The following is a 26965-nucleotide window of genomic DNA, read 5'->3' on the forward strand; positions in this document are numbered from 1 at the left end:
CTGTGTTGATAATTATTGTCAGTAATGATCACTATTAGCAATTGCGATTTAAGCAAATAATTGCGTCTATAAATCAATTGGTGGATTTATAATGATGATGTTTGTTATCTAGTTATTTTCGTTTATTTTATTATCTGGATATGACGTCAAAGGCTTTATAACGACCCTTGCCAGTTCCGATATGACGGTATGCTATTTGGAACATTTTGTATCTTCGTCATTTTCGAATAGCGGCATGAGAGCATAAGTTTTTCTCCAAAATTAATTCTTTATTACCTCAAGAATAATAAACCTTCACTAAATATTCCCTTCTTTAAAATAGATATCTTAGTTATTCCTTAATTGAAAATTACACCATCCCTCAGTATTCACCTGCCTGTTATACCTTCTGAATAATAAATCAAATGTCAGTATGTAATTTATGAACTGTATAATTTGTTTTATTTCTCTCTCCGTAATAATTAAAAAACACCCTATATTAAATAAAAAATAATGTGGACTTGAATCTAAATGACAATCAAAATTATACAGATAAATAACTGTGCTGATTTAATAGTGAGTAATAAATCATGGTTATAATTAAAATAAGAGATGAAGGGTATAAATAGTTATTCAGAGTAACTGAAATATAAAGTAACTCACATCAGTAATGGAGAGCGTTAACCATTAACACTGGTAAATATCAACTATTTTTGTATAAAGGAGAATGCTGAAAGATTGCGAGAATCTCTGTAGTGATGCAACGATAGATAATAACGAGACTTACCAGATTAAATAATAATATAGGCCGGGATAGGTGAAAAAGCGTTAGGTTTCTAATAGTGGATTACATGAATACCAAAGCATGAATTGATTTAGGTTGGGTATAGAGCTGCAATCTACTCGTTTGTGTCATAGAGTGCAAGTGACTTGCGAACGGAATGCATTCGTATAATTTATTATGAGAATACCTGAAAGTGCGTTGAATTCGAATTTATATAGTCTTCATCCTTCTCAGGAGGATGTATTTTACGAACAGGCACTTTATGAAAATAGTCCAATACACAATCTCGGTTGGTATACTTTTATAGAAAAAGAGGTTGATATAGACCTTTTGCAAAAAGTGTGGAATGTGCTGCATCAACATATTGATATGTTGCGCTTGCGCATATCGGTTAATTCAGATAATGAAGCGATACAATACATTGAAGAACAGAGTATACCCGAATCAATTATATTTCATGATGTTGCCATGCAGGCTGAACCTGAAAAAGAAGCAAAACTCTGGATGCGGCAACAAATTGAAATTCCGATAGATTATTTAAAGGAAACACCATACCAGGTTTTCTTGATCCGTCTGGCTGATGAAAAGTATTACTTTTTCACTAAAATCCACCATATTATGATTGATGGTGTCGGTTTTTACCGGCTTCATGAGTATGTCCATAAATTATACAAATGTCTTAAGGATGGAACATCAATAGCATGGTTATCAGACATTCCACAATATTTGGCTGCAATAGCCAAGGCAAGAGAATATCTAAATAAAACTCACTATGAAAAAGATAAAAATTATTGGATTAATTTTCTAAAAGAAAAAGAGATACGCCAATTAACGCCTTGTTACTCAAACACAGGAAGTAGTTATGGAACGTTAATATTACCTCTTTCAATTAAAGAGGATTTGCGTTTTTTTTGTAAAAGATATCAGACTAATTTGCTTTCTATTTTTTCAGGCCTGGTCGTTATGATGATGTCTGAACTTACCGGGCAACAAGGGTTAACTTTTAACACGATCACACATGGAAGAAAGAAAAAATCAGAAAAATATATTGTTGGCATGAGCGCAAATATATATCCAGTACATTGTCACATTTCTAATACAGCAAGTGTGATTGAACAGATTAGATTGATAGAATCTGAGCTGAAAAATAGTTACTATCACTGTAGATTCCCCCGATCTCATCTTATCCGAATAGCTAATCAACACAGGCTCTCCTTGCCTAATATATCTATTTTTTATGAGCGCTTTTCTGAGTCAGCCTCTGAAGTTTCTGAAAATCAGTATTATCATATAGATGGAGTATTTAATATTTATCCTATCGTCTTTCGATTGAAAGATTATGGATATGATCAGGAACTAAAAATAACGATAGATTATCGACAGGAATATTTTAGTGAACTGGATATCAACAGAATACTTGAGCGATTACAAAACTTATTCGTTGCCTTGATTAATAATCCTGCATTGTTAGTCAGTGAGTTACCTATTTTATTGGAGCAGGAACGCCAAACATTGCTGCATACCTGGAACCAGCCCGATATACCGCATCCGCAAGACCATACTCTCCAGCAGCAATTTGAGGCTCAGGCGGCAGCCAGACCGGACAGCGTGGCGCTGGTGTTTGAAGGGGAAACGCTGACTTACCGCCAGTTAAATGAACAAGCGAACCAGCTGGCCGCTGTGATCCGGGCACAGTATCAGCAGCAGCGCAATGAACCCATGCCTGTTGATACGCTGGTAGCTTTGTATCTTGATCGCAGTCTGGAAATGGTCATCAGCATACTGGCGGTGCTGAAAGCCGGCGGGGCTTATGTCCCGATATCTCCGCAATATCCGCCTGAACGTATCCGGTTTATTTTGCAGGATACAGCATCACCTTGTGTGGTGACCCAAAAACAGTATCTGGCAACGCTGGAAGAATATACCCGGACACAGGTTGAGCCGCCGGCATTGATAGCGGCGGATGATCAGGCCGTGACAGAAAACCCGCCGGCAGAAAATCCGGCTCCCGTAAGCGGAGCTATGGATCTGGCTTACGTCATCTATACCTCGGGCACGACCGGGCAACCGAAAGGCGTGTTGCAGACACATCATAATGTTGTCCGTTTATTTGCGGCCACTCAGGGAGATTATCAGTTTGACCAAAATGATACCTGGGTGCTTTACCATGCTTACACCTTTGATTTCAGTGTCTGGGAATTATGGGGCGCATTGCTCTATGGCGGGCGTCTGATTATTCCAACAACAGAATACATAAAGGATTTCGGCAGATTCAGCCGCCTCTGTTCTGATCAGAAAGTTACCGTATTAAATCAGACGCCGGGGGCATTTTATGCCTTTATTGAGGCATCACTGAATATGGATGCTGAATTTCCCCATCTTCGCTACGTGATTTTCGGCGGAGATAAACTGAACCCGGTTCAATTAAAACCCTGGTGGGATCATTACGGCGATCACTCTCCGGCCCTGATTAATATGTATGGGATCACTGAAACAACCGTACATGTTACCTGCAGGAAATTAACCCAGGATGATGCGATAACAGCATCCAATATTGGCCGGCCGTTAAATGATATGTATGCCTATGTGTTGAATCATGCCGGGCAACCTGTCCCTATTGGTGCTCCCGGCGAGTTATACATCGGCGGAGCCGGACTGGCGCGCGGGTATTTAAATCGGCCTGAACTGACCGCCGAGCGGTTTGTGGCAAATCCGTTTGCGACAGACGAGGATAAAGCACGGGGTTACTCCCGCCTGTATAAAACCGGCGATTTAGTCCGCTGGTTATCGGATGGCAACCTGGAATATCTGGGGCGCAATGATTTTCAGGTGAAAATTCGTGGTTATCGTATTGAACTGGGGGAAATTGAAAGCGCACTGGCTGCACATCCGCAGGTCAAGCAGGCGGTAGTGATTGATCGCGAACATGAAGGTAATAAAGCACTGGTGGCTTATTTGCTTGCGGAAAATACGGTTGCGGAAAGCGAACTTTCAGATGATGAATTGTTCAGACACTTATCTGACCGCTTACCGGAATATATGGTGCCGGCCAGTTTTACCCGTCTTGAATCAATTCCGCTGACCCTGAATGGTAAAGTGGATCGTCGGGCATTACCAGAACCTGTCTGGGTAAATAGAGACAGTTATGTTGCACCCCGCAATACACTGGAAACTCAGCTCTGTGCCATTTGGCAAGAGGTATTGGGGCTGGAACGGGTTGGCATTGAGGATAACTTCTTCCGTATTGGAGGCAACTCCCTGACAGCGGTTAAGCTGACCGCCGCCATTCGCCGGATTTTGGCAATGGATGTTTCTCTGGCACAGGTGTTTGAGTTGAAAACGGTTGCCGGATTAGCAGCCCAGATGGGGCAGCAGACATCTATTGTCATTCCTCATATTGAGCTTGCCCGTTATCCCTTGTCCTTTGCTCAGGAGAGGATGCTGTTTATTGAGCAGTTTGAACAGGGCACATATGCCTACCATATTCCTTATCTGATGCTGTTGGATGAAGGAGTTAGCTTATCTGTACTGGAAAGTGCAATTAATCAGGTGGTTGAGCGTCATTCCGTTCTGAAAATGGTTTACCGCAGTGGCGGTGATCATACTTATCAACAACTGCATTCTTCTCAACAACTGATTGAAGAGCCGCTGGCTTTCAAAACACAGCTTCTTGAGAGTGTTGAGATACTTTGGCAAATATTGCGTACTGAATTAGCTACACCATTCAATTTGACAACAGAGCCGGGTTTGCGCCTGCGCCATTACCAGGTCGGTCACAGTCACTATCTTTTGTTCATGTGGCATCACATTGCCATTGATGGCTGGTCGGTGGATATCTTTATGCATGAGCTGGCGGAGGTTTACCATGCTCTGCTCGAAAAGCGTGACAGCCGTTTGCCCGCATTGGAAATCACTTATGGTGATTATGCCCACTGGCAGAAGGCGTATTTGCAGGGAGAAGAAGGAAAACATCAACGGGCATACTGGCAGCAGACACTGGCGGAGTATGAGCCGTTGCTTTTGCCGACCGATTACCCCCGTCCGGCACAGGTAGATTATCAGGGACGAAATTTCGGCTTTACGTTAGGAAGTGAACTTACCGGCCAGCTAAAGACATTAGCAAAACAGCAGGAAACCACCCTATACACTGTTTTACTGAGCGGTTTTTATCTCATGCTGGCGAAGTTCTCCGGGCAAAGCGATATTGTGCTGGGGACACCGACTGATAACCGACATCATGCCCAGACTCAACCCTTGATTGGGATGTTTGTCAATTCACTGGTTCTGCGGGCACAGGTGGAACAGACCGGTAGTGTGGAGCATCTGATTGAACATGTTCACGATGTGATTGCTCAGGCCAAATCCCATCAGGATATACCGTTCGAGCAGTTGGTTGACGCCCTTGGGGTTGAGCGGGATGCGTCCCGTCATCCTATTTTTCAGGTGCTGTTCGGGCTGCAAGACACTGGGAAAATACTACAAACAGCCACAGATTTACCGTTTAGCCCAGTGCAGTTGGATGATTCTCTGTATAGTCCGGCTAAGTTTGACCTGAGTCTGTTTATTGCTGATAACCCAGCCTGCCTGGCAGGGGCGATCAATTACGCTGTCAGCCTGTTTGATGAAACGACAATAGCCCGGATGGCGGCAAGTTATCAGCAGGTACTCGCCACGTTTGTGGCAGATCCGCAGCAATCCTTGAGCCGCATTGATGTGTTATCTGCGCAGGAACGTCATACCCTGCTGTATGGCTGGAACCAGACGGACAGGCCCTGCCCGTCAAATACCCTGCAACAACAATTTGAGGCTCAGGCGGCTGCCACACCGGATAATAGGGCGCTGGAATTTGCCGGAGACACCCTGTCCTACCGCCAGCTTAACGAACGGGCAAACCAGTTAGCTGCCGTGATCCGGGCGCAGTATCAGCAGCAGCGCAATACCCCGATGCCGGCAGAGACGCCGGTGGCGTTATATCTGGATCGCAGTCCGGCGATGATTATCGCTATTCTGGCGGTGTTAAAAGCCGGGGGGGCCTATGTCCCGCTTTCACCGGAATACCCGCCGGAGCGTACCCGCTTTATTCTGGCTGACACACAGACCCGGTGTGTGGTGACTCAGCAACACCATTTGCCCGCACTGACGGCCTGCACACAAACACTGGCGGTGGCTCCCGTTCTGATTGCCGCCGACGATCCGGCAGTGACTGCCGGTTATCCTGCTGATAATCTGCCGCCGGTAAACAGGGCCACCGATTTGGCCTATATCATTTACACGTCAGGCACCACCGGCCAGCCGAAAGGAGTGGCACTGACTCACCGCAGTGTGATGAACCGCCTGTGCTGGATGTTGTCGCGTTATCCTTTCCGGCCCGCCGATAAAATACTGCAAAAAACCCCGTATACCTTTGATGTGTCGGTGTGGGAATTGCTGGCGGCGAACTGGGTGGGCGCATGTATCGTGATTGCTCCGCCGGAGGCACATAAACAGCCGGCGGTGTTGCAGCAACTGATCCGGCAAAGCGGCGTGACCATGTTGCATTTTATCCCGCCTATGCTGGGGGCATTCTGCCAGACCCTGGAGGCAATGGGTCAGCAGTTACCGGACAGGGTGCGTTATGTTTTCTGTAGCGGGGAAGCGCTGACGGCGTCGCAGGTCAGGGCATTTAACCGGGTCCAGGCGGGCCGCTCTGCCCTTATCAACCTTTATGGGCCGACGGAAGCGGCGATTGAAGTCGCCTGTTATGAGACGGATACGGCGTGTCACGGCAATGTGCCGATTGGGCGGGCGATTGATAATGTGCGGCTCTATGTGCTGGACAAATACGGTAACCCTTCCCCGACAGGGGCACCGGGCGAACTGCACATTGGCGGTATTTGTCTGGCGCGCGGTTACTGGAACCAGCCGGCCCTGACGGCAGAGAGTTTTGTGCCGAACCCGTTTGCGACAGCGGAGGACGCCGCATTGGGGTATACCCGGCTGTATAAAACCGGGGATTTGGTGCGCTGGCGGCCGGACGGCAATCTGGACTATCTGGGACGCAATGATTTTCAGGTGAAAATCCGTGGCTACCGGATTGAACCGGGGGAAATCGAAAGTGCGCTGGCGACTCACCCTCAGGTGAAACAGGCGGTGGTGATCGATCGGGAACACGAGGGAGACCGCGTGCTGGTGGCTTATCTGGTCACGGAGGGCGGGGTGCCGGATGAGAGCCTGATCGGGCATCTGTCAGCCCGTCTGCCGGAGTATATGGTACCGGCCAGTTTTACCCGCATTGAGTCCGTGCCGCTGACGCTGAATGGCAAACTGGACCGCCGGGCTTTACCGGTTCCGGTCTGGGTAAACCGTGAACAATATGTGGTACCGCGCACGGCACTGGAAACCCGGTTGTGCATGATCTGGCAATCGGTATTGGGGCTGGAACGGGTGGGAATTGAAGATAACTTCTTCCGTATCGGCGGTAATTCCCTGCTGGCGATTAAACTGGCAGCCGCTATTCGTCATGCTCTGGCGGTGGATGTGCCATTGGTTCAGATCTTTGAGTTAAAAACAATTGCCGGACTAGCAGCCCATATGGGGCAGCAGGCTTGCACGGTGATCCCCCATGTTGAAATGGCGGATTATCCTCTGTCTTTTGTTCAGGAACGGATGCTGTTTATCGAACGTTTCGAACAAGGAACCCATGTATATCATGTTCCTTATCTTGTTCAGCTAAATGATGGAGATAGTTTGCCGTTACTGGAAATGGCAATTAATCAAGTTGTTGACCGCCATCCGGTGATGAAAACTGTGTACCGCAATGATGATGAGGGACAAGTTTATCAGCAGGTACTTGAAGAACGACTTGCTTTCAGATCACAGTCTTGTCGGAGTGCTGATGATTTTTGGCAAACGGTACGTACTGAACTGGCAACACCATTTGATCTGACGGCAGAGCCGAGCCTGCGTCTGTGTCACTATCTGTGTCACTACATGGTGGCAGAAAACCTAGTGACAGAAAACCTAGTAGCTGAAAGTCATTACCTATTCTTCATGTGGCACCATATCGCCATTGATGGCTGGTCGATCGGCATTTTTATGAATGAGCTGGAGGAGTGTTACAACGCTCTACTGGGATCCCGTAACAGTCAACTGCCTGCTTTGGAGATCAGCTATGGTGATTATGCCAGATGGCAACGCGAGTATCTGCAAGGTGACGTGAGGGAACAGCAGTTAGCATATTGGCAGCAGGTATTGGCGGATTATGAACCTCTGGCTCTGCCAACCGACAGGCCGCGACCGGCACAGGTGGATTATGAAGGTCAGAACTTTATTTTTGCGTTGGAATACGGGCTATCGGAACAACTGAAGGCATTGGCAAGGCAGCAGGAAACTACCTTATATACTGTGTTGCTCAGTGGTTTTTATGTCACGTTGGCGAGGCTGTCCGGTCAAAATGACATTGTACTGGGGATGCCTACTGACAACCGACATCATGTCCAGACTCAGCCATTAATCGGCATGTTTGTGAACTCGCTGGTACTGCGGATGCAGCTCGAACAGACCGGCAGTGTAGAAAATCTGATTAGGCAGACGCACAGCGTAGTTGCACAGGCTAAAGCTCATCAGGACATGCCATTTGAACAACTACTGGATGCACTGGCGATTGAGCGTGACACTGCCCGCCATCCCATTTTCCAGATCATGTTTGGGTTGCAGAATTTCTATGAAGACTGGTCAGCCGGTGCCAATCTGCCATTTAGTACCGTTAAATTAGAAGAGTTCCTGCATAGTCCGGCCAAATTTGATCTCAGTCTGTTTATATCCGATGACCAGCCTTACCTGACTGGTTGCATCAACTATGCGGTAAGTTTGTTTGATCAGACAACAATAACCAGAATGGCAGATCTCTACCGACGTATCCTGACCGCTTTTGTGGTGGATCAGAAGCAATCTCTCGCCACGCTTGAGGTACTGTCAGAGCAGGAACATCATACTCTGCTCTATAGCTGGAACCAGTCGGATGCTCCATACCCGCAAGATTGCACACTCCAGCAGCAGTTTGAGGCACAGGTTGTAGCCACACCGGATAATATTGCGCTGGTGTTTGAAGGGGAGAGCCTGACTTACCGCCAGCTTAATGAGCGGGCAAACCAGTTAGCTTCTGCTATTTGTGAACACTATCAGCAGCAATACCATGCGCCGATGCCAGCTGATACCCCCGTGGCCCTGTATCTGGATCGCAGTCTGGAAATGGTGATCAGTATGCTGGCGGTACTGAAAGCGGGCGGTGCTTATGTGCCGATCTCTCCAGAATATCCCGCTGAGCGTGTCCGCTTTATTCTGGCTGATACTCAGGCTCCGTGTGTGGTGACCCAACAGCGGTATTTACCGGTATTAAAGACACACAGGCAGTATCTGCCTGTTCAGCCTGCTTTGATAGCGGCGGATGATCAGACCGTGACTGCGGGGCATCCGTCAGAAAATCCGGCCTTAATCAACCAGCCGACCGATCTGGCTTATATCATCTACACCTCAGGCACCACCGGTCAGCCAAAAGGGGTGATGGTGGAACATAGCAGTGTTCTGAATCTGACTCAGTTTATTGCCAGAACACATTCACTGGCACCACAGGTGAGAGCGCTGTTTTTCTCCAATTACGTGTTTGATGCTTCTGTCTTTGAAGTTTTTCCGGTGCTGATGTCCGGTGCTACCCTGTATATTGCTCCTGCCGCAGTAACCGGCGACAGTGAGCAACTGCTGGCGTTTATCAATCAACATAAGATCACCAAAGCCTTTATTCCTACCGCCTTAATGAACCATTTTTCTGCGGAATTATTCGGCTCAACCTTGCAGGTGATCCATACCGGTGGAGAAGCTCTGAATGCCCTGACGATCCCGCCGCATATCACGCTGTTCAACCAGTATGGCCCGACGGAAATCACCGTGTGTGCCAGCCAGAACTTATTGCTGCACGGTGATCTGGCTATTGGGCAGGGGATTGATAATACCCGTCTGTATGTGCTGGATGAAAATGGCAACGTGGCTCCGATTGGCGCGCCGGGGGAACTGTATGTCGGTGGTATTGGTGTCGCGAGAGGGTATTTAAACCAGCCGGAGCTGACTGCTGAGCGGTTTGTGGCAAATCCGTTTGCTACCACTGAAGACAAGGCTAAAGGTTACACCCGTCTGTATAAAACCGGGGATCTGGTGCGCTGGCGGCCGGATGGCAAGCTGGAATATCTTGGGCGCAATGATTTTCAGGTCAAAATCCGGGGCTACCGTATTGAATTGGGGGAAATTGAGAGTGCGCTGGCGACCCATCCACAGGTAAAACAGGCGGTAGTGATTGACTGGGAGCATGAGGGACATAAAGCACTGGCAGCTTATCTGATTACTGACGGAAGCATAGAAGATCAGAGCCTGATTGAACATATATCAGTCCGCTTGCCTGAATATATGATCCCCGCCAGTTTTACCCGCATTGATTCGGTGCCTCTGACGCTGAATGGTAAGTTGGATCGTCGGGCATTACCGGAACCAACATGGGAGAACAAGAGGGGGTATGTTGCGCCACGTACAGAACTGGAAACCCAACTTTGTGCTATCTGGCGGAAGGTCTTAGGGGTGGAACGTGTTGGTATTGAGGACAACTTCTTCCGCATTGGTGGTAATTCAATTATGGCCATCAAGCTGGCCGCCGCTATTCGCCGTACCTTGTCAGTGGATCTTCCGCTGATACAGTTATTTGAGTTGAAAACGGTTGCTCAGTTGGCTGCTCACATGATGGGGCAGCAGAGTTGCACTGTGATCCCACATGTCGAATTGACCCGTTATCCCCTGTCATTTGCTCAGGAACGGTTGCTGTTTATTGAACAATTTGAACAGGGTTCTCATGCTTATCATGTTCCTTATCTGGTGTTGCTGGATGAAGGCGCTGACCTGTCTTTGCTGGAAACAGCGATTAATCAGATTGTTGATCGCCATCCGGTGATGAAAACCGTCTACCGTAATGATGATAAGGGGTTGGCTTATCAGCAAGTGCTGGATGGGCATATTCTGCTCAGGTCACAACGTTGTGAAGGAGCTAATTCGCTGTTACAAACGGTACGTGCTGAATTTGCTATTCCGTTTGATCTGACATCTGAACCAAGCCTGCGTCTGCGTCACTATCAAGTAACGGAACAACATTATCTACTGATGATATGGCACCATATTGCTATTGATGGTTGGTCTGTCGATATCTTTATGGATGAACTGGCGAAAATTTATCAGGCATTGTCAGCGCCCCGTGATAGCCAACTGCCGCCGCTTGATATCACCTATGGTGACTACGCTAAGTGGCAACGCGAATACTTGCAGGGTGAAATACATGAACGTCAGTTAGCGTACTGGCAGCAGGCTTTGGCGTGCTATGAACCTTTGTCACTACCAACCGACCGATCCAGACCGGCACAAATCGATTATCAGGGGCGGGATTTCCATTTTGTGTTGGAAAGAGAACTTTCTGATCAACTAAGGGAGCTGGCAAAACAGCAGGAAACGACGCTATTTACTGTATTACTCAGTGGCTTTTATCTCATGCTGGCGAAACTGTCTGGACAGAATGACATCGTACTGGGAACGCCGACTGATAACCGACACCATGTCCAGACTCAGCCACTGATTGGTATGTTCGTAAACTCATTAGTATTGCGGGCGCAACTTGAGCAGGGCAACAGTGTGACCCATCTGATAAGACAGACACATACTGTTATTGCTCAGGCCAAATCCCATCAGGATATGCCGTTTGAACAGCTGATTGATGCACTGAAAGTTGAACGTGATACGACTCGTCACCCGATTTTCCAAATTATGTTTGGATTGCAGAATTTTGGTGAAGGGCAACAGGATGCGTCAGGTCTGCCATTCAGACCTGTGAATCTGGAAGACACTGTATACAGCCCTGCCAAGTTTGATCTGAGTCTGTTTATGTCCGATGGCAAAGACGGTATCGCTGGTGGTATCAATTACGCTATCAGCTTGTTTGATGAATCAACGATATCCCGGATGGCAGATTTCTATCAGCGTGTTCTGACTGCTTTTGTGATGGATCAGAAGCAAACGCTGGCGGAGATTGATGCGGTGTCAGAGCAGGAACGTCATACCCTGCTCTATAGCTGGAACCAGACGGATGTCCCGTACCCGCAAGATTACACACTCCAGCAGCAGTTTGAGGCACAGGTTGTAGCCATACCGGATAACATTGCGCTGGTATTCGAAGGGGAAAGCCTGACCTACCGTCAGCTAAATGAACGGGCAAACCAGTTAGCCTTTGCTATTCGCCACCATTATCAACAGCAACGTCATGCGCCAATGCCGATTGATACCCCCGTGGCCCTGTATCTGGATCGCAGTCTGGAGATGGTAGTCAGTATGCTGGCGGTACTGAAAGCGGGTGGTGCTTATGTACCTGTCTCTCCGCAATATCCCGCTGAGCGTGTCCGCTTTATTCTGGCCGATACTCAGGCTCCGTGTGTAGTGACCCAACAGCGGCATTTGCCGGTATTAGAGACATACTGCGAGATACTGCCTGTTCAGCCCGCTCTGATAGCGGCAGATGATCAGGCCGTGACCGCCGGTCAGCCAGCAGAAAATCCGGCCTTAATCAACCAGCCGACCGATCTGGCTTATATCATCTACACCTCAGGCACCACCGGTCAGCCAAAAGGGGTGATGGTGGAGCATAGCAGTGTTCTGAATCTGACTCAGTTTATTGCCAGAACACATCTACTGGCGCCACAGGTGAAAGCGCTGTTTTTCTCCAATTATGTGTTTGATGCTTCTGTTTTTGAAGTTTTCCCGGTGCTGATGTCCGGTGCTACCCTGTATATTGCTCCTGCCGCAGTAACCGGCGACAGTGAGCAACTGCTGGCGTTTATCAATCAACATAAGATCACCAAAGCCTTTATTCCTACCGCCTTAATGAACCATTTTTCTACGGAATTATTCGGCTCAACCTTGCAGGTGATCCATACCGGTGGAGAAGCTCTTAATGCCCTGTCTATCCCGCCGCATATCACGCTGTTTAACCAGTATGGCCCGACGGAAATCACCGTGTGTGCCAGCCAGAACCTATTGCAGCACGACGATCTGGCTATTGGTCAGGGGATTGATAATACCCGTTTGTATGTGCTGGATGAACAAGGCTATCTGTCCCCGATTGGTGCACCGGGAGAACTGTATATCGGTGGTATTGGTGTCGCGAGAGGGTATTTAAACCAGCCGGAGCTGACTGCTGAGCGGTTTGTGGCAAATCCGTTTGCTACCACTGAAGACAAGGCTAAAGGTTACACCCGTCTGTATAAAACCGGGGATCTGGTGCGCTGGCGGCCGGATGGCAAGCTGGACTATCTGGGACGTAATGATTATCAGGTCAAGATCCGGGGCTACCGCATTGAATTGGGAGAAATTGAAAGCGCGCTGGCGACCCATCCGCAGGTAAAACAGGCGGTAATGATTGATTGGGAGCAGGAAGGTCACAAAGTTCTGGCGGCCTATCTGGTGAGCACGGGGAATGTCTCTGCTGACGCCCTGATTGAGCACCTCTCCGGTCGTCTGCCGGAGTATATGATACCTGCCAGCTTTACCCGTATTGAGTCAGTGCCATTGACCCTGAATGGTAAGTTAGATCGCCGGGCATTACCGGAACCGGCCTGGGGCAACCGGGACAGCTACGTAGCACCGCGCAATGCACTGGAAACCCGGCTTTGTGCTATCTGGCAGGAAATATTAGGGCTGGCACAGGTAGGCATTGAAGATAATTTCTTCCGTATCGGCGGTGATTCGATTGTCAGTATTCAACTGGTCTCTAAACTCCGACAGGCTGGCTTTACTGTGCAGGTTAAATCGATTTTTGAAGCGCCAACAGTAGCTCGTCTGGCACAGGTATTGGCACAGGATCAGCAGACAGTCAGTGTGGTGGCCGAACAGGGCAAATTAAGTGGGGAATTTGGCTTATTGCCTGTCCAGCAGGATTTCTTCAATCGCCAGTTACCGCAGCCACACCACTGGAACCAGGCCTTTATGATCCGCCTGCCCGGTACGATCAAACATGGTGATATTGAAAAAGCGCTGAATCAACTGGCTGAACGACACGATATGTTGCGTGTCCACTTTGTTGAAACGGCAGCAGGTTACCGTCAATGTTATCAGGCCGATATGCCTTTATGGCTGTCAATGTTACATCACTGTGATGTCAGTCAATGGGATGAAACAGCATTACGCCAGCAACTGACCGAATGGCAGAGCAGTTTTGATTATTGTAACGGGCCTCTGTGGCAGGCGGCGCATTTGACCGGATATGCAGACGGGAGTGCCCGCTTATTCTTCGCGTTTCACCATCTGATTATTGATGCTGTGTCCTGGCGGATCATGGCAGAAGATATGCGTTTGTTGCTACAGAAAGACGCGCTACAGGGCGATAACTTGCCGGCAAAAACCAGCAGTTACCGGCAGTGGGTCAGCGCTGTGCATCACTATGCCGAGTGCCATCAGGAGGAAGTGCCTTACTGGCAACAGGTCATGGCGGAAAGCGGGACTTATCCGGCTGTAGAAGAGACTCGTCAGCATCGGCTAGGTATCTCTGAGGCACTGACCGAGACCTTGTTGCGTGAGGCCAATGCCGGTTATCACACCGAAATTAATGACCTACTGCTGAGTGCCCTTGCGCTGGCCTTGCAGGCGTGTTTCTCACGGCCGATCAATCGCATTCTGCTGGAAGGTCACGGGCGGGAACATATCGATAATACATTGGATGTTTCTGAAACCGTCGGCTGGTTTACAACCCTGTACCCTGTCCGGCTGGCAATGCAGGCCGCTATTGCCGAAACCATTATCCACACCAAAGAAATGCTCAGGGCCGTACCGAATAAAGGGCTGGGCTACGGTGCTCTGCATCAGGCCGGGTACTTGACGGGTAATCTGCCGATGATCAGTTTCAACTACCTCGGTCAGTTAGGGGGAGAAGCGGGAGAACAGGACTGGTCACTCACCAGCGACGATTGCGGAACCATGATAGCCGACAACAATAAGAGCCATTTGTTACTGGATATTAACGGTGCAGTGCAGGAAGGCAGATTGCAGTTCAGTGTGAATTCCTGTTTATCACAACACCAGACACAGACATTTATTACCGCGTTTGAACAGGCACTGATGACGGTGATTAAAACCGCTCAGCAACAGGCTCAGGCGGGAGGCGTGAAGACTCCGAGTGATTACGGCATTAAAGGAGTTTCAATCGAGCAGTTAAATCAACTGACTCAGCGTCTTGGTCATGCGAGTAATGAAAATTCGCACTTCCATTCAGAAAAGAAAACCATTTTGGATGTGTAACAATATGTTGAAACTATTAGAAGAACTTAATAAAAATCACATGTCAGTATGGGTTTGTGAAAACAAATTAAAATTAGCTTTTTCAGGGGAAACTCCGCCTGTTCAATTGGTCGATAAAGTAAAAGCAAAAAGGGAAACTATTTTAGATTTCTTAAATGCAACATGTATTTTCTCTGAAAAAGATTTTCAAAGTTTTATCCTGAGTGAAAATCACGCTAATTTTAATAACGTCAATAAAAATAGTAACAATGAAATTGAAGTGATATTTCCCGCTACCAGTTTGCAGCAGGGGTTTATTTATCATCATCTGGCTCAGCCACAAGATGATGCCTATCGTGTACAACTGTTGTTGGATTATCACACAAATGTAGACCTTGCCGCCTATCAGCAAGCATGGTCACTGGCTTCCCTGCGTTTCCCGATACTCAGAACCGCGTTTGACTGGGAAGGTGAAGTTTTGCAGATCGTAACTGAAGGGGCAAGTATTAGTGCAGCCAGTTTTACTGTTCAGGATCTCAGCCGATTATCCGCAGAAGAGCGGGAGGCAGCGATTGATGCCATTCAGCAGCATGACCGGACACAAGCGTTTGATTTAAGTCAGCCGGGATTAATTCGTTTCACCATTATCAGGCAACATGACCAACTGGTGACGGTGATGATTACCCAACATCACTGTATTGCCGATGGCTGGAGTAACCCGGTTTTATTGCAGACTGTGCATGACTATTACAACCAACTGATGCAGGGACAAACGCCCCGGATAGAGGTGGATAAAGCGTATCTGGCGACTCAGCAATATCACCTTGATCACAAACAAGCCTCTGAAGCGTATTGGGCTGAGCGTAAAGCCCAATTCCACAGGGCAAATGACCTTTCGGCGCTGTTAAGCCATAACGTTGATTTGAACCGAATAAAAGCGGTAGAAAAACCTGCTGAGCAGGTGCTCACGATACAGGGGAATACCTATAAACAGCTTAAGGCAATGTGCCGGGAACAAGGTGTGACACTGAATGTGGTGTTGCAGTTTGCCTGGCATAAATTGCTGCACAGCTACAGCGGGGATGAACAGACCATTGTGGGAACAACTGTATCAGGGCGGGATGTGCCGGTCGATGGTATCGAAGCCAGCGTTGGCCTGTATATCAATACGTTGCCATTGAGGGTGCAGTGGGAAAACAGTCAGACAGTAGCCGACGTTTTACAGGCAATACAGAATGACATTGCGGCGCTCAACAGCCACAGTGCCGTGTCACTCGCCAGCTTGCAACCGGATGGAGCACGTTTATTCCATAGTCTGCTGATTTTTGAAAACTATCCGGCACCCGTGGTAAATGAAACCAGAGACGGAATTGAAAAAACACTGACATTCCGCAAAGCGATTGAAAAAACAGATTATCCGGTGTTACTGATGGCCTATGAACACGGTGATAATCTGATAGTGAAACTAAGTTATGGTGAAGACTGGCTGACGGGTAAACAGGCTCAGCGTTTGCTTCGTCAGGTTAAGTGTATTTTATCCACGGTAGCGCGGGAACCCTACCAGCCCCTTTCATCGGTGATGTTCCTCAGTGACATGGAACGCGATACCCTGTTGTATAGCTGGAACCAGACAGATATGCCGTACCCGCAAGACCGTACACTCCAGCAACAATTTGAGGCACAGGTTGTAGCGACACCGGATAACATTGCGCTGGCATTTGAGGGAGAAACTCTGACTTATTGTCAGCTCAACAAACGGGCAAACCAGTTGGCCTTTGCTATTCGCCAACATTATCAGCAGCAGCACCATGCACCGATGCCAGTTGATACCCCCGTAGCCTTGTATCTGGATCGCAGTCTGGAAATGGTGATCAGTATGCTGGCGGTACTGAAAGCGGGCGGCGCTTATGTACCTGTCTCTCCCTCTTATCCGGTAGAGCGGGTTCAGTTTATTTTAGAAGATACCCGTTCACCCTGCATAGTGACTCAACAACAGTATTTGGCCCCATTGGCAGAATGCACGCACTTGTTGGCGGAACTACCCACTCTGATAGCGGCAGATGATCAGGCCGTGACCGCCGATCAGCCAGCAGAAAATCCGGCCTTAATCAACCAGCCGACCGATCTGGCTTATATCATCTACACTTCAGGCACCACTGGTCAGCCAAAAGGGGTGATGGTGGAACATACCAATGTCCTGAATCTGACTCAATTTATCGCCAGAACACATCTACTGGCACCACAGGTGAAAGCGCTGTTTTTCTCCAATTACGTGTTTGATGCTTCTGTTTTTGAAGTTTTCCCGGTGCTGATGTCCGGTGCCGCCTTGTATATTGCTCCCGCCGCAGTAACCGGCGACAGTGAGCAACTGCTGGCGTTTATCAATCAACATAAGATCACCAAAGCCTTTATTCCTACTGCTTTGATGAACCACTTTTCTGCCGAGTTATTTCGCTCAACTTTGCAGGTGATCCATACCGGTGGAGAAGCTCTTAATGCCCTGTCTATCCCGCCGCATGTCACACTGTTTAACCAGTATGGCCCGACGGAAATCACTGTGTGTGCCAGCCAGAACCTATTGCAGCACGGTGATCTGGCTATTGGTCAGGGGATTGATAACACCCGTCTGTATGTGCTGGATGAACAGGGCAATCTGTCCCCGATTGGTGCACCGGGGGAACTGTATATCGGAGGTGCTGGTGTAGCACGTGGGTATTTAAACCAGCCTGAACTCACCGCTGAGCGATTTGTGGAAAATCCATTTTACACAGCCGAAGACAAGGCACGGGGTTATACCCGCCTGTATAAAACCGGGGATTTGGTGCGCTGGCGGCCGGATGGCAAGCTGGACTATCTGGGGCGTAATGATTATCAGGTCAAAATCCGGGGCTACCGGATTGAATTAGGGGAAATTGAAAGTGCACTGGCTGCACATCCGCGGGTAAAACAGGCGGTAGTGATTGACCGGGAACAGGAAGGCCATAAAGTCCTGGCGGCCTATCTGGTGAGTGAGGGGAATGTATCCGATGACGCCCTGATTGAGTACCTTTCCGATCACCTGCCGGAGTATATGATGCCTGCCAGCTTTACCCGCATTGAGTCAGTGCCATTGACCCTGAATGGTAAGTTAGATCGCCGGGCATTACCAGAACCGGTCTGGGGCAACCGGGACAGTTACATCGCACCGCGCAATGCACTGGAAACTCAGCTTTGTGCTATCTGGCAGGAGGTATTGGGACTGGCACAGGTGGGTATTGAAGATAATTTCTTCCGTATCGGCGGCGATTCGATTGTCAGTATCAGGTTAGTTTCCCGCTTGCGGAAAGCGGGTTTTACCGTTCAGGTCAAGTCGATTTTTGAAGCGCCAACGGTGGCTCGTCTGGCACAAGTGCTGACACAGGAGCAACAGACAGTCAGCGTGGTGGCTGAACAGGGGGGGTTAAACGGAGAATTTGGCTTATTACCTGTCCAGCAGGATTTCTTCAATCGCCAGTTACCGCAGCCACACCACTGGAACCAGGCCTTTATGATCCGCCTGCCCGGCACGATCAAGCATGGCGATATTGAAAAAGCGCTGAATCAACTGACTGAACGACACGATATGTTGCGTGTCCACTTTGTTAAAACGGCAGCGGGTTACCGTCAATGTTATCAGGCCGATATGCCTTCATGGTTGCCTGCATTACGGTATTGTGATGTCAGTCAATGGGATGAAGCGACATTACATCAGCAACTGACTGAATGGCAGAGCAGCTTTGATTATTGTAACGGGCCTCTGTGGCTGGCAGCGCATTTGACCGGATATGCAGACGGTAGCGCCCGCTTATTCTTCGCGTTTCACCATCTGATCATTGATGCCGTGTCCTGGCGGATCATGGCAGAAGATATGCGTTTATTGCTACAGAGTGATATTTTGCCGGCAAAAACCAGCAGTTACCGGCAGTGGGTCAGCGCCGTGCATCGCTATGCCGAATGCCATCAGGGTGAAGTATCCTACTGGCAACAGGTCATGGCGGAGAGCGGGACTTATCCTGTAGCGGGGGAACTCAGTCAGCACGAGGTAGCTATCTCTGAGGTACTGACCGAGACTTTGTTGCGTGAGGCCAATGCGGGTTATCACACCGAAGTTAATGATTTATTGTTGAGTGCCCTCACGCTGGCCTTGCAGGCGTGTTTCTCACGGCCGGTCAACCTTATCTTGCTGGAAGGTCACGGGCGGGAACATATCGATAATACGCTGGATATCTCTGAAACTGTGGGCTGGTTTACAACCCTGTACCCTGTCCGGCTGGCAATGCAGGCCGATATTACCAAAACCATTATTCATACCAAAGAGATGCTCAGGGCTGTGCCGAATAAAGGGCTGGGCTACGGTGCTCTGCATCAGGCCGGGTATTTAGCTGGTAATCTGCCGCCGATCAGTTTCAACTACCTCGGTCAGTTAGGGAGAGAAGCGGGAGAACAGGATTGGTCGCTTACCAGCGATGATTGTGGTGCTATGGTCGGCAATCAGAATAGTAGTGATCTGTTGCTGAATATCAATGGCATGGTTCAGAGCGGGCAACTGCAATTCAGTGTGATATCGGGTTTACCACAACTTCAAACACAGATGTTTATTGTTGCGTTTGAACAGGCACTGATGACGGTGATTAAAACCGCTCAGCAACAGGCACGAGCGGGGGGCATGAAGACTCTCAGTGATTACGGTATTAAAGGCGTTTCGATAGAACGTTTACTCCATTTTCAGCAGAAATACCGGGTTGAGGCACTGTATCCTGCCACCAGTCTACAGCAGGGGTTTATTTATCATTATCTGACTCAGCCACAGGATGATGCCTATCGGATCCAGTTATTGCTGGATTATCACACACAGCTGGATGTTGCCATCTACCAGCAGGCCTGGTCACTGGCCTCACTGCGTTTTCCTATCCTGCGAACCGCCTTTGACTGGGAAGAGGAAGTTTTGCAGGTGGTGACCACAGGCGCGAGTATCGGTACGGACAATTTCGCTGTTCAGGATCTCAGCCGATTTCCCGCAGAAGAGCGGGGGGCAGCGATTGACGCCATTCAACAGCATGACCGGACACAGCCGTTTGATCTAAACCAGCCGGGGTTAATTCGTTTCACCATTATCAAACAACATAATCAGTTGGTAACGGTACTGATCACCCAACATCACAGTATTGCCGATGGCTGGAGTAACCCGGTTTTATTGCAGGCTGTGCATGACTATTACAACCAACTGATACAAGGGCAAACGCCCCGGATAGAGGTGGATAAGGCGTATCTGGCGACTCAGCAATATCACCTTGATCATCAACAAGCCTCTGAAGTGTATTGGGCTGAGCGCAAGGCTCAGTTCCACAGGGCAAATGATCTTTCGGCATTGTTAAGCCATGACGTTGATCTGAGCCGGATAAAAGCGGTAGAGAAACCTGCTGAACAGGTACTCACGATCCAGGGAAATTCCTATAAACAGCTTACGACAATGTGCCGGGAACAAGGTGTGACACTGAATGTGGTGTTGCAGTTTGCCTGGCATAAATTGCTGCACAGCTACAGCGGGGATGAACAGACCATTGTGGGAACAACCGTATCAGGGCGGGATGTGCCGGTCGATGGTATCGAAGCCAGCGTTGGTCTGTATATCAATACGTTGCCATTGATGGTGCAGTGGGAACCCACACACACGGTAGCCGATATTTTACAGGCAATACAGAATGACATTGCGGCGCTTAACAGTCACAGTGCGGTGTCACTTGCCAGTCTGCAACCGAATGGGGCACGTTTGTTCCACAGTCTGCTGATTTTTGAAAACTATCCGGCACCGATGACGAATGAAATCGGAAAGGGAGTTGAGAATACAGTGACATTCCGTCGCACTGTTGAGAAGGTGGACTATCCGGTGCTATTAATGGCCTATGTGCAAAATGACAGCCTGATAGTCAAATTGAGTTACGGTGAAGACTGGCTGGCAGACAAACAGGCACAGCATTTACTTCGTCAGATTGAGAGTATTTTGTCTGCGGTGGTTCACGATCCACACCAACTGACTTCAACAGTGATGTTCCTCAACGATACTGAACGCCACACCTTACTGTATAGCTGGAACCAGACGGATGTGCCGTACCCGCAAGACCGCACACTCCAGCAGCAGTTTGAGGAACAGGTTGTAGCAACACCGGATAACATTGCACTGGTATTTGAAGGGAAGACGCTGACTTACCGTCAGCTTAACGGACGGGCAAACCAATTGGCCTTTGCGATTCGCCAACATTATCAGCAGCAATACCATACGCCGATGCCAGCTGATACCCCCGTGGTTCTGTATCTGGAGCGCAGTCTGGAGATGGTAGTCAGTATGCTGGCGGTACTGAAAGCCGGCGGTGCTTATGTACCCGTCTCTCCGCAATATCCCGCCGAGCGTATCCGCTTTATTCTGACCGATACTCAGGCTCCGTATGTGGTGACCCAACAGCGGTATTTGCCGGTATTAGAGACACACTGCGGGATACTGCCCGTTCAGCCACGACTGATAGTGGCTGACGATCAGAACGTCACTGCTAATCAGCCGTCAGAAAATCCGGTCTTAACCAACAAACCGACCGATCTGGCTTATATCATCTACACGTCAGGCACCACCGGTCAGCCAAAAGGGGTGATGGTGGAACATACCAATGTCCTGAATCTGACTCAGTTTATCGCCAGAACGCATTCATTGGCACCACAGGTGAAAGCGCTGTTTTTCTCCAATTACGTGTTTGATGCTTCTGTTTTTGAAGTTTTCCCGGTGCTGATGTCTGGTGCTACCTTGTATATTGCTCCCGCAGCGGTAACCGGCGACAGTGAACAACTGCTGGCGTTTATCAATCGACATAAGATAACCAAAGCTTTTATTCCTACCGCCTTGATGAACCACTTTTCTGCCGAGCTGTTCCGCTCAACTTTGCAGGTGATCCATACCGGCGGGGAGACGCTTAATACGCTGGAGATCCCGCCACATATCACGTTGTTTAACCAGTATGGCCCGACGGAAATTACCGTATGTGCCAGCCAGAATTTATTGCAGGGGGGGGATTTGGCCATTGGCCGGGGAATTGATAATAGCCGTCTGTATGTGCTGGATGAACAGGGCAATCTGTCTCCGATTGGTGCGCCGGGCGAACTGTATGTCGGTGGTGCTGGTGTAGCACGCGGGTATTTAAACCAGCCTGAGCTGACTGCCGAGCGATTCGTGGCAAATCCATTTGCCACAGCCGAAGACAAGGTTCGGGGTTACACCCGGCTGTATAAAACCGGGGATTTGGTACGCTGGCGGCCGGATGGCAAGCTGGACTATCTGGGCCGCAATGATTATCAGGTCAAGATCCGGGGCCACCGCATTGAATTAGGGGAAATTGAAGCAGCATTGGCGGCGCATCCACAAGTAAAACAGGTGGTAGTGATTGACCGGGAGCAGGAAGGTTATAAAGTCCTGGCGGCCTATCTGGTTGCAGAGGAGGGGCTCTCAGACGATAAACTGATCAGCTACTTATCTGACTGTCTGTCGGAGTATATGGTGCCTGCCAGCTTTACTCGTATGGACTCTATTCCGTTAACCCTGAATGGTAAGTTAGATCGTCGGGCATTACCGGAACCGATTTGGAGCAGTCAATATAGTTATGTGGCCCCGCGCAATGCACTGGAAAGCCAGCTTTGTGCCATCTGGCAGGAGGTTTTGGGACTGGTGCAGGTAGGTATTAAAGATAATTTCTTCCGCATTGGTGGGGATTCTATCAGAGCGATTAAACTGACGGCGGCTATTCGCCAAACGTTGGCAATGGATGTTTCACTGGCACAATTGTTTGAATTGAAAACGATTGAAGAATTAGCCACACAGATTGGTCAGCAGACATACACAGTCATCCCTCATATTGAGCTTGCTCGTTACCCCTTGTCCTTTGCCCAGGAACGGATGCTGTTTATTGAACAGTTTGAACAGGGCACTTACGCCTACCATATTCCTTATCTGGTGCAGTTGAATGAAGGAGTCAAATTATCTCTGCTGGCAAGCGCAATTAACCGGGTGGTTGAGCGTCATAATGTGTTGAAGACGGTATACCGCAGCGATGATGATGAGGGATATGGATATCAGCAAACACTGGAAGATGATCTTCTGATTGAGTCACACCTCTGTACGAGTGTTGAGGCATTGTTGCATACAGTACATGCTGAATTGAGCACGTCATTTAATCTGATGACAGAACCGAGTTTGCGCCTGCGTCATTACCGGGTCGGTCACAGTCATTATCTTTTATTCATGTGGCATCATATCGCTATTGATGGCTGGTCGGTGGATATCTTTATGTATGAGCTGGCGGAGGCTTACCATGCTCTGCTTGAAAACCGTGACAGCCGTCTGCCTGATCTGGAAATCACTTATGGTGACTACGCTCATTGGCAGCGGGCGTATTTGCAAGGGGAAGTGAGAGAGCGTCAGTTAGCATACTGGCAGCAGGCTCTGGCGGAGTATGAGCCGTTGCTTTTGCCGACCGATTACCCCCGTCCGGCACAGGTAGATTATCAGGGACGAAATTTCGGTTTTACGATAGGAAGTGAACTTACCGGCCAGCTAAAGGCATTGGCAAAACAGCAGGAAACCACTTTGTTCGCTGTCTTATTGAGCGGTTTTTATCTCATGCTGGCGAGGTTATCCGGGCAAAGCGATATTGTGCTGGGGACACCGACCGATAACCGCCATCATGCTCAGACTCAATCCCTGATCGGGATGTTTGTCAATTCACTGGTTTTGCGGGCACAAGTGGAGCAAGTCGGTAGTGTGGAGCATCTGATTGAACATGTTCACGATGTGATTGCTCAGGCCAAATCCCATCAGGATATGCCGTTTGAGCAGTTGGTTGATGCTCTCCAAGTTGAGCGGGATGCGTCCCGTCATCCTATTTTTCAGGTCATGTTCGGATTGCAAAACTTTGGTGAAAGCCTGCCTGATGGAATGACTTTGCCATTCAGTCCGGTAAAACTGGATGACAATTTGCACAGTCCGGCTAAGTTTGACCTGAGTCTGTTTATTGCTGATAACCCATCCTGCCTGACAGGGGCGATCAATTACGCTGTCAGCCTGTTTGATGAAACGACAATAGCCCGGATGGCGGCAAGTTATCAGCAGGTACTCGCCGCGTTTGTGGCAGATCCGCAGCAACCCTTGAGCCGCATTGATGTGTTATCTGCGCAGGAACGTCATACCCTGCTGTATGGCTGGAACCAGACGGACAGGCCCTGCCCGTCAAATACCCTGCAACAACAATTTGAGGCTCAGGCGGCTGCCACACCGGATAATAGGGCGCTGGAATTTGCCGGAGACACCCTGTCCTACCGCCAGCTTAATGAACGGGCAAACCAGTTAGCTGCCGTGATCCGGGCGCAGTATCAGCAACAGCGCAATACCCCGATGCCGGCAGAGACGCCGGTGGCGTTATATCTGGATCGCAGTCCGGCGATGATTATCGCTATTCTGGCGGTGTTAAAAGCCGGGGGGTCCTATGTCCCGCTTTCACCGGAATACCCGCCGGAGCGTACCCGCTTTATTCTGGCTGACACACAGACCCGGTGTGTGGTGACTCAGCAACACCATTTGCCCGCACTGACGGCCTGCACACAAACACTGGCGGTGGCTCCCGTTCTGATTGCCGCCGACGATCCGGCGGTGACCGCTGGTTATCCTGCTGATAATCTGCCGCCGGTAAACAGGGCCACCGATTTGGCCTATATCATTTACACGTCAGGCACCACCGGCCAGCCGAAAGGAGTGGCACTGACTCACCGCAGTGTGATGAACCGCCTGTGCTGGATGTTGTCGCGTTATCCTTTCCGGCCCGCCGATAAAATACTGCAAAAAACCCCGTATACCTTTGATGTGTCGGTGTGGGAATTGCTGGCGGCGAACTGGGTGGGCGCATGTATCGTGATTGCTCCGCCGGAGGCACATAAACAGCCGGCGGTGTTGCAGCAACTGATCCGGCAAAGCGGCGTGACCATGTTGCATTTTATCCCGCCCATGCTGGGGGCATTCTGCCAGACCCTGGAGGCAATGGGTCAGCAGTTACCGGACAGGGTGCGTTATGTTTTCTGTAGCGGGGAAGCGCTGACGGCGTCGCAGGTCAGGGCATTTAACCGGGTCCAGGCGGGCCGCTCTGCCCTTATCAACCTTTATGGGCCGACGGAAGCGGCGATTGAAGTCGCCTGTTATGAGACGGATACGGCGTGTCACGGCAATGTGCCGATTGGGCGGGCGATTGATAATGTGCGGCTCTATGTGCTGGACAAATACGGTAACCCTTCCCCGACAGGGGCACCGGGCGAACTGCACATTGGCGGTATTTGTCTGGCGCGCGGTTACTGGAACCAGCCGGCCCTGACGGCAGAGAGTTTTGTGCCGAACCCGTTTGCGACAGCGGAGGACGCCGCATTGGGTTATACCCGGCTGTATAAAACCGGGGATTTGGTGCGCTGGCGGCCGGACGGCAATCTGGACTATCTGGGACGCAATGATTTTCAGGTGAAAATCCGTGGCTACCGGATTGAACCGGGGGAAATCGAAAGTGCGCTGGCGACTCACCCTCAGGTGAAACAGGCGGTGGTGATCGATTGGGAACACGAGGGAGACCGCGTGCTGGTGGCTTATCTGGTCACGGAGGGCGGGGTGCCGGATGACAGCCTGATCGGGCATCTGTCAGCCCGTCTGCCGGAGTATATGGTGCCGGCCAGTTTTACCCGCATTGAGTCCGTGCCGCTGACGCTGAATGGCAAACTGGACCGCCGGGCTTTACCGGTTCCGGTCTGGGTAAACCGTGAACAATATGTGGCACCGCGCACGGCACTGGAAACCCGGTTGTGCATGATCTGGCAGTCGGTATTGGGGCTGGAACGGGTGGGGATTGAAGATAACTTCTTCCGTATCGGCGGTAATTCCCTGCTGGCGATTAAACTGGCAGCCGCTATTCATCGTGAAATGGAGATTGAGATCCCATTGCATATATTGTTTAGCTACCGATCTGTGTCTTTGTTAGCAGAATGGTTGGAAGATGGGCATTCTAAATGTGAGCTGCTTCATCGATTAACGCCAAAATCAACAGCAACAGATAAATTGTTTATGGTTCATGCAGCGAATTGTGGTAGTGAGGTATATACTTCGCTGGCTAATGAATTATCTAATGTATATAACTGTATAGGCATCAATAATTATAATTTGCTTACGGAATATCACATTAGTTCATTAGAAAAAATAGCTCAGGTCTATTTAGAATTGATTTTAACTGAGACTTCTATTGATAAGCCTATCAGGATATTAGGCTGGTCATTAGGAGGACAATTAGCGATGGAAATTGCATTTCAACTTGAACAGAGCGGAGCAAAAAATATCGGGTTATTTTTATTAGATACAATAATAAATACCGATGAGTTAAAAAGAGTAAAAAATCAAATGGATATGTCATATGTTGTTAAAGGTGTTACAAAAAAATTACAGCAGATGGGTGCCGAAGATACTTATATAAATAAAGTATTGGAAGCTATTCCTTTTGAAAATAAAATTATTAATTGTGACTTAAGTGGTAAATTAACACATACAAAAATCACTCTATTTAAAGCAGGAAAAACCGATCAAAGTTACAAAGGAGAAATTGGGGTATTGGTAAATCAGTTAGTAGCTAAAATGCCGGATAATAATATTTCTGCCTGGATTACTACTCCTCTAATGATTAAATTAATTAAACATTGTTCTCACTCGGATATTATTGAAGCTACTTCCATTATAAAAGATGGAATCATTAATAAAAATTCAGTTAAGGAAGGTGTATCAATATTCACTGAATAAGT

At 48.9% G+C, this 26965-nt stretch carries 2 protein-coding genes; both read left to right on the forward strand.

Annotated features, from left to right (window positions below; genetic code table 11):
* The first annotated feature begins 961 nt into the window (after positions 1-961).
* On the forward strand, positions 962-15112 hold the full coding sequence (locus HGO23_RS07640; RefSeq protein ID WP_244967923.1) for a non-ribosomal peptide synthetase: 14151 nt from the start codon (positions 962-964) through the stop codon (positions 15110-15112).
* A gap of 4 nt (positions 15113-15116) precedes the next feature.
* Entirely contained in the window at positions 15117-26963 is an 11847-nt protein-coding gene (locus HGO23_RS07645) for a non-ribosomal peptide synthetase (protein WP_244967924.1), read from the forward strand.
* The last annotated feature ends 2 nt before the right edge of the window (positions 26964-26965 follow it).

The sequence above is a fragment of the Xenorhabdus budapestensis genome (assembly GCF_017743015.1).
GTDB classification, from domain to species: domain Bacteria; phylum Pseudomonadota; class Gammaproteobacteria; order Enterobacterales; family Enterobacteriaceae; genus Xenorhabdus; species Xenorhabdus budapestensis.

Excerpts from the sequence above, each read along its gene's own strand:
- HGO23_RS07645 (WP_244967924.1), top strand. The coding sequence starts at position 15,117 with ATGTTGAAACTATTAGAAGAACTTAATAAAAATCACATGTCAGTATGG.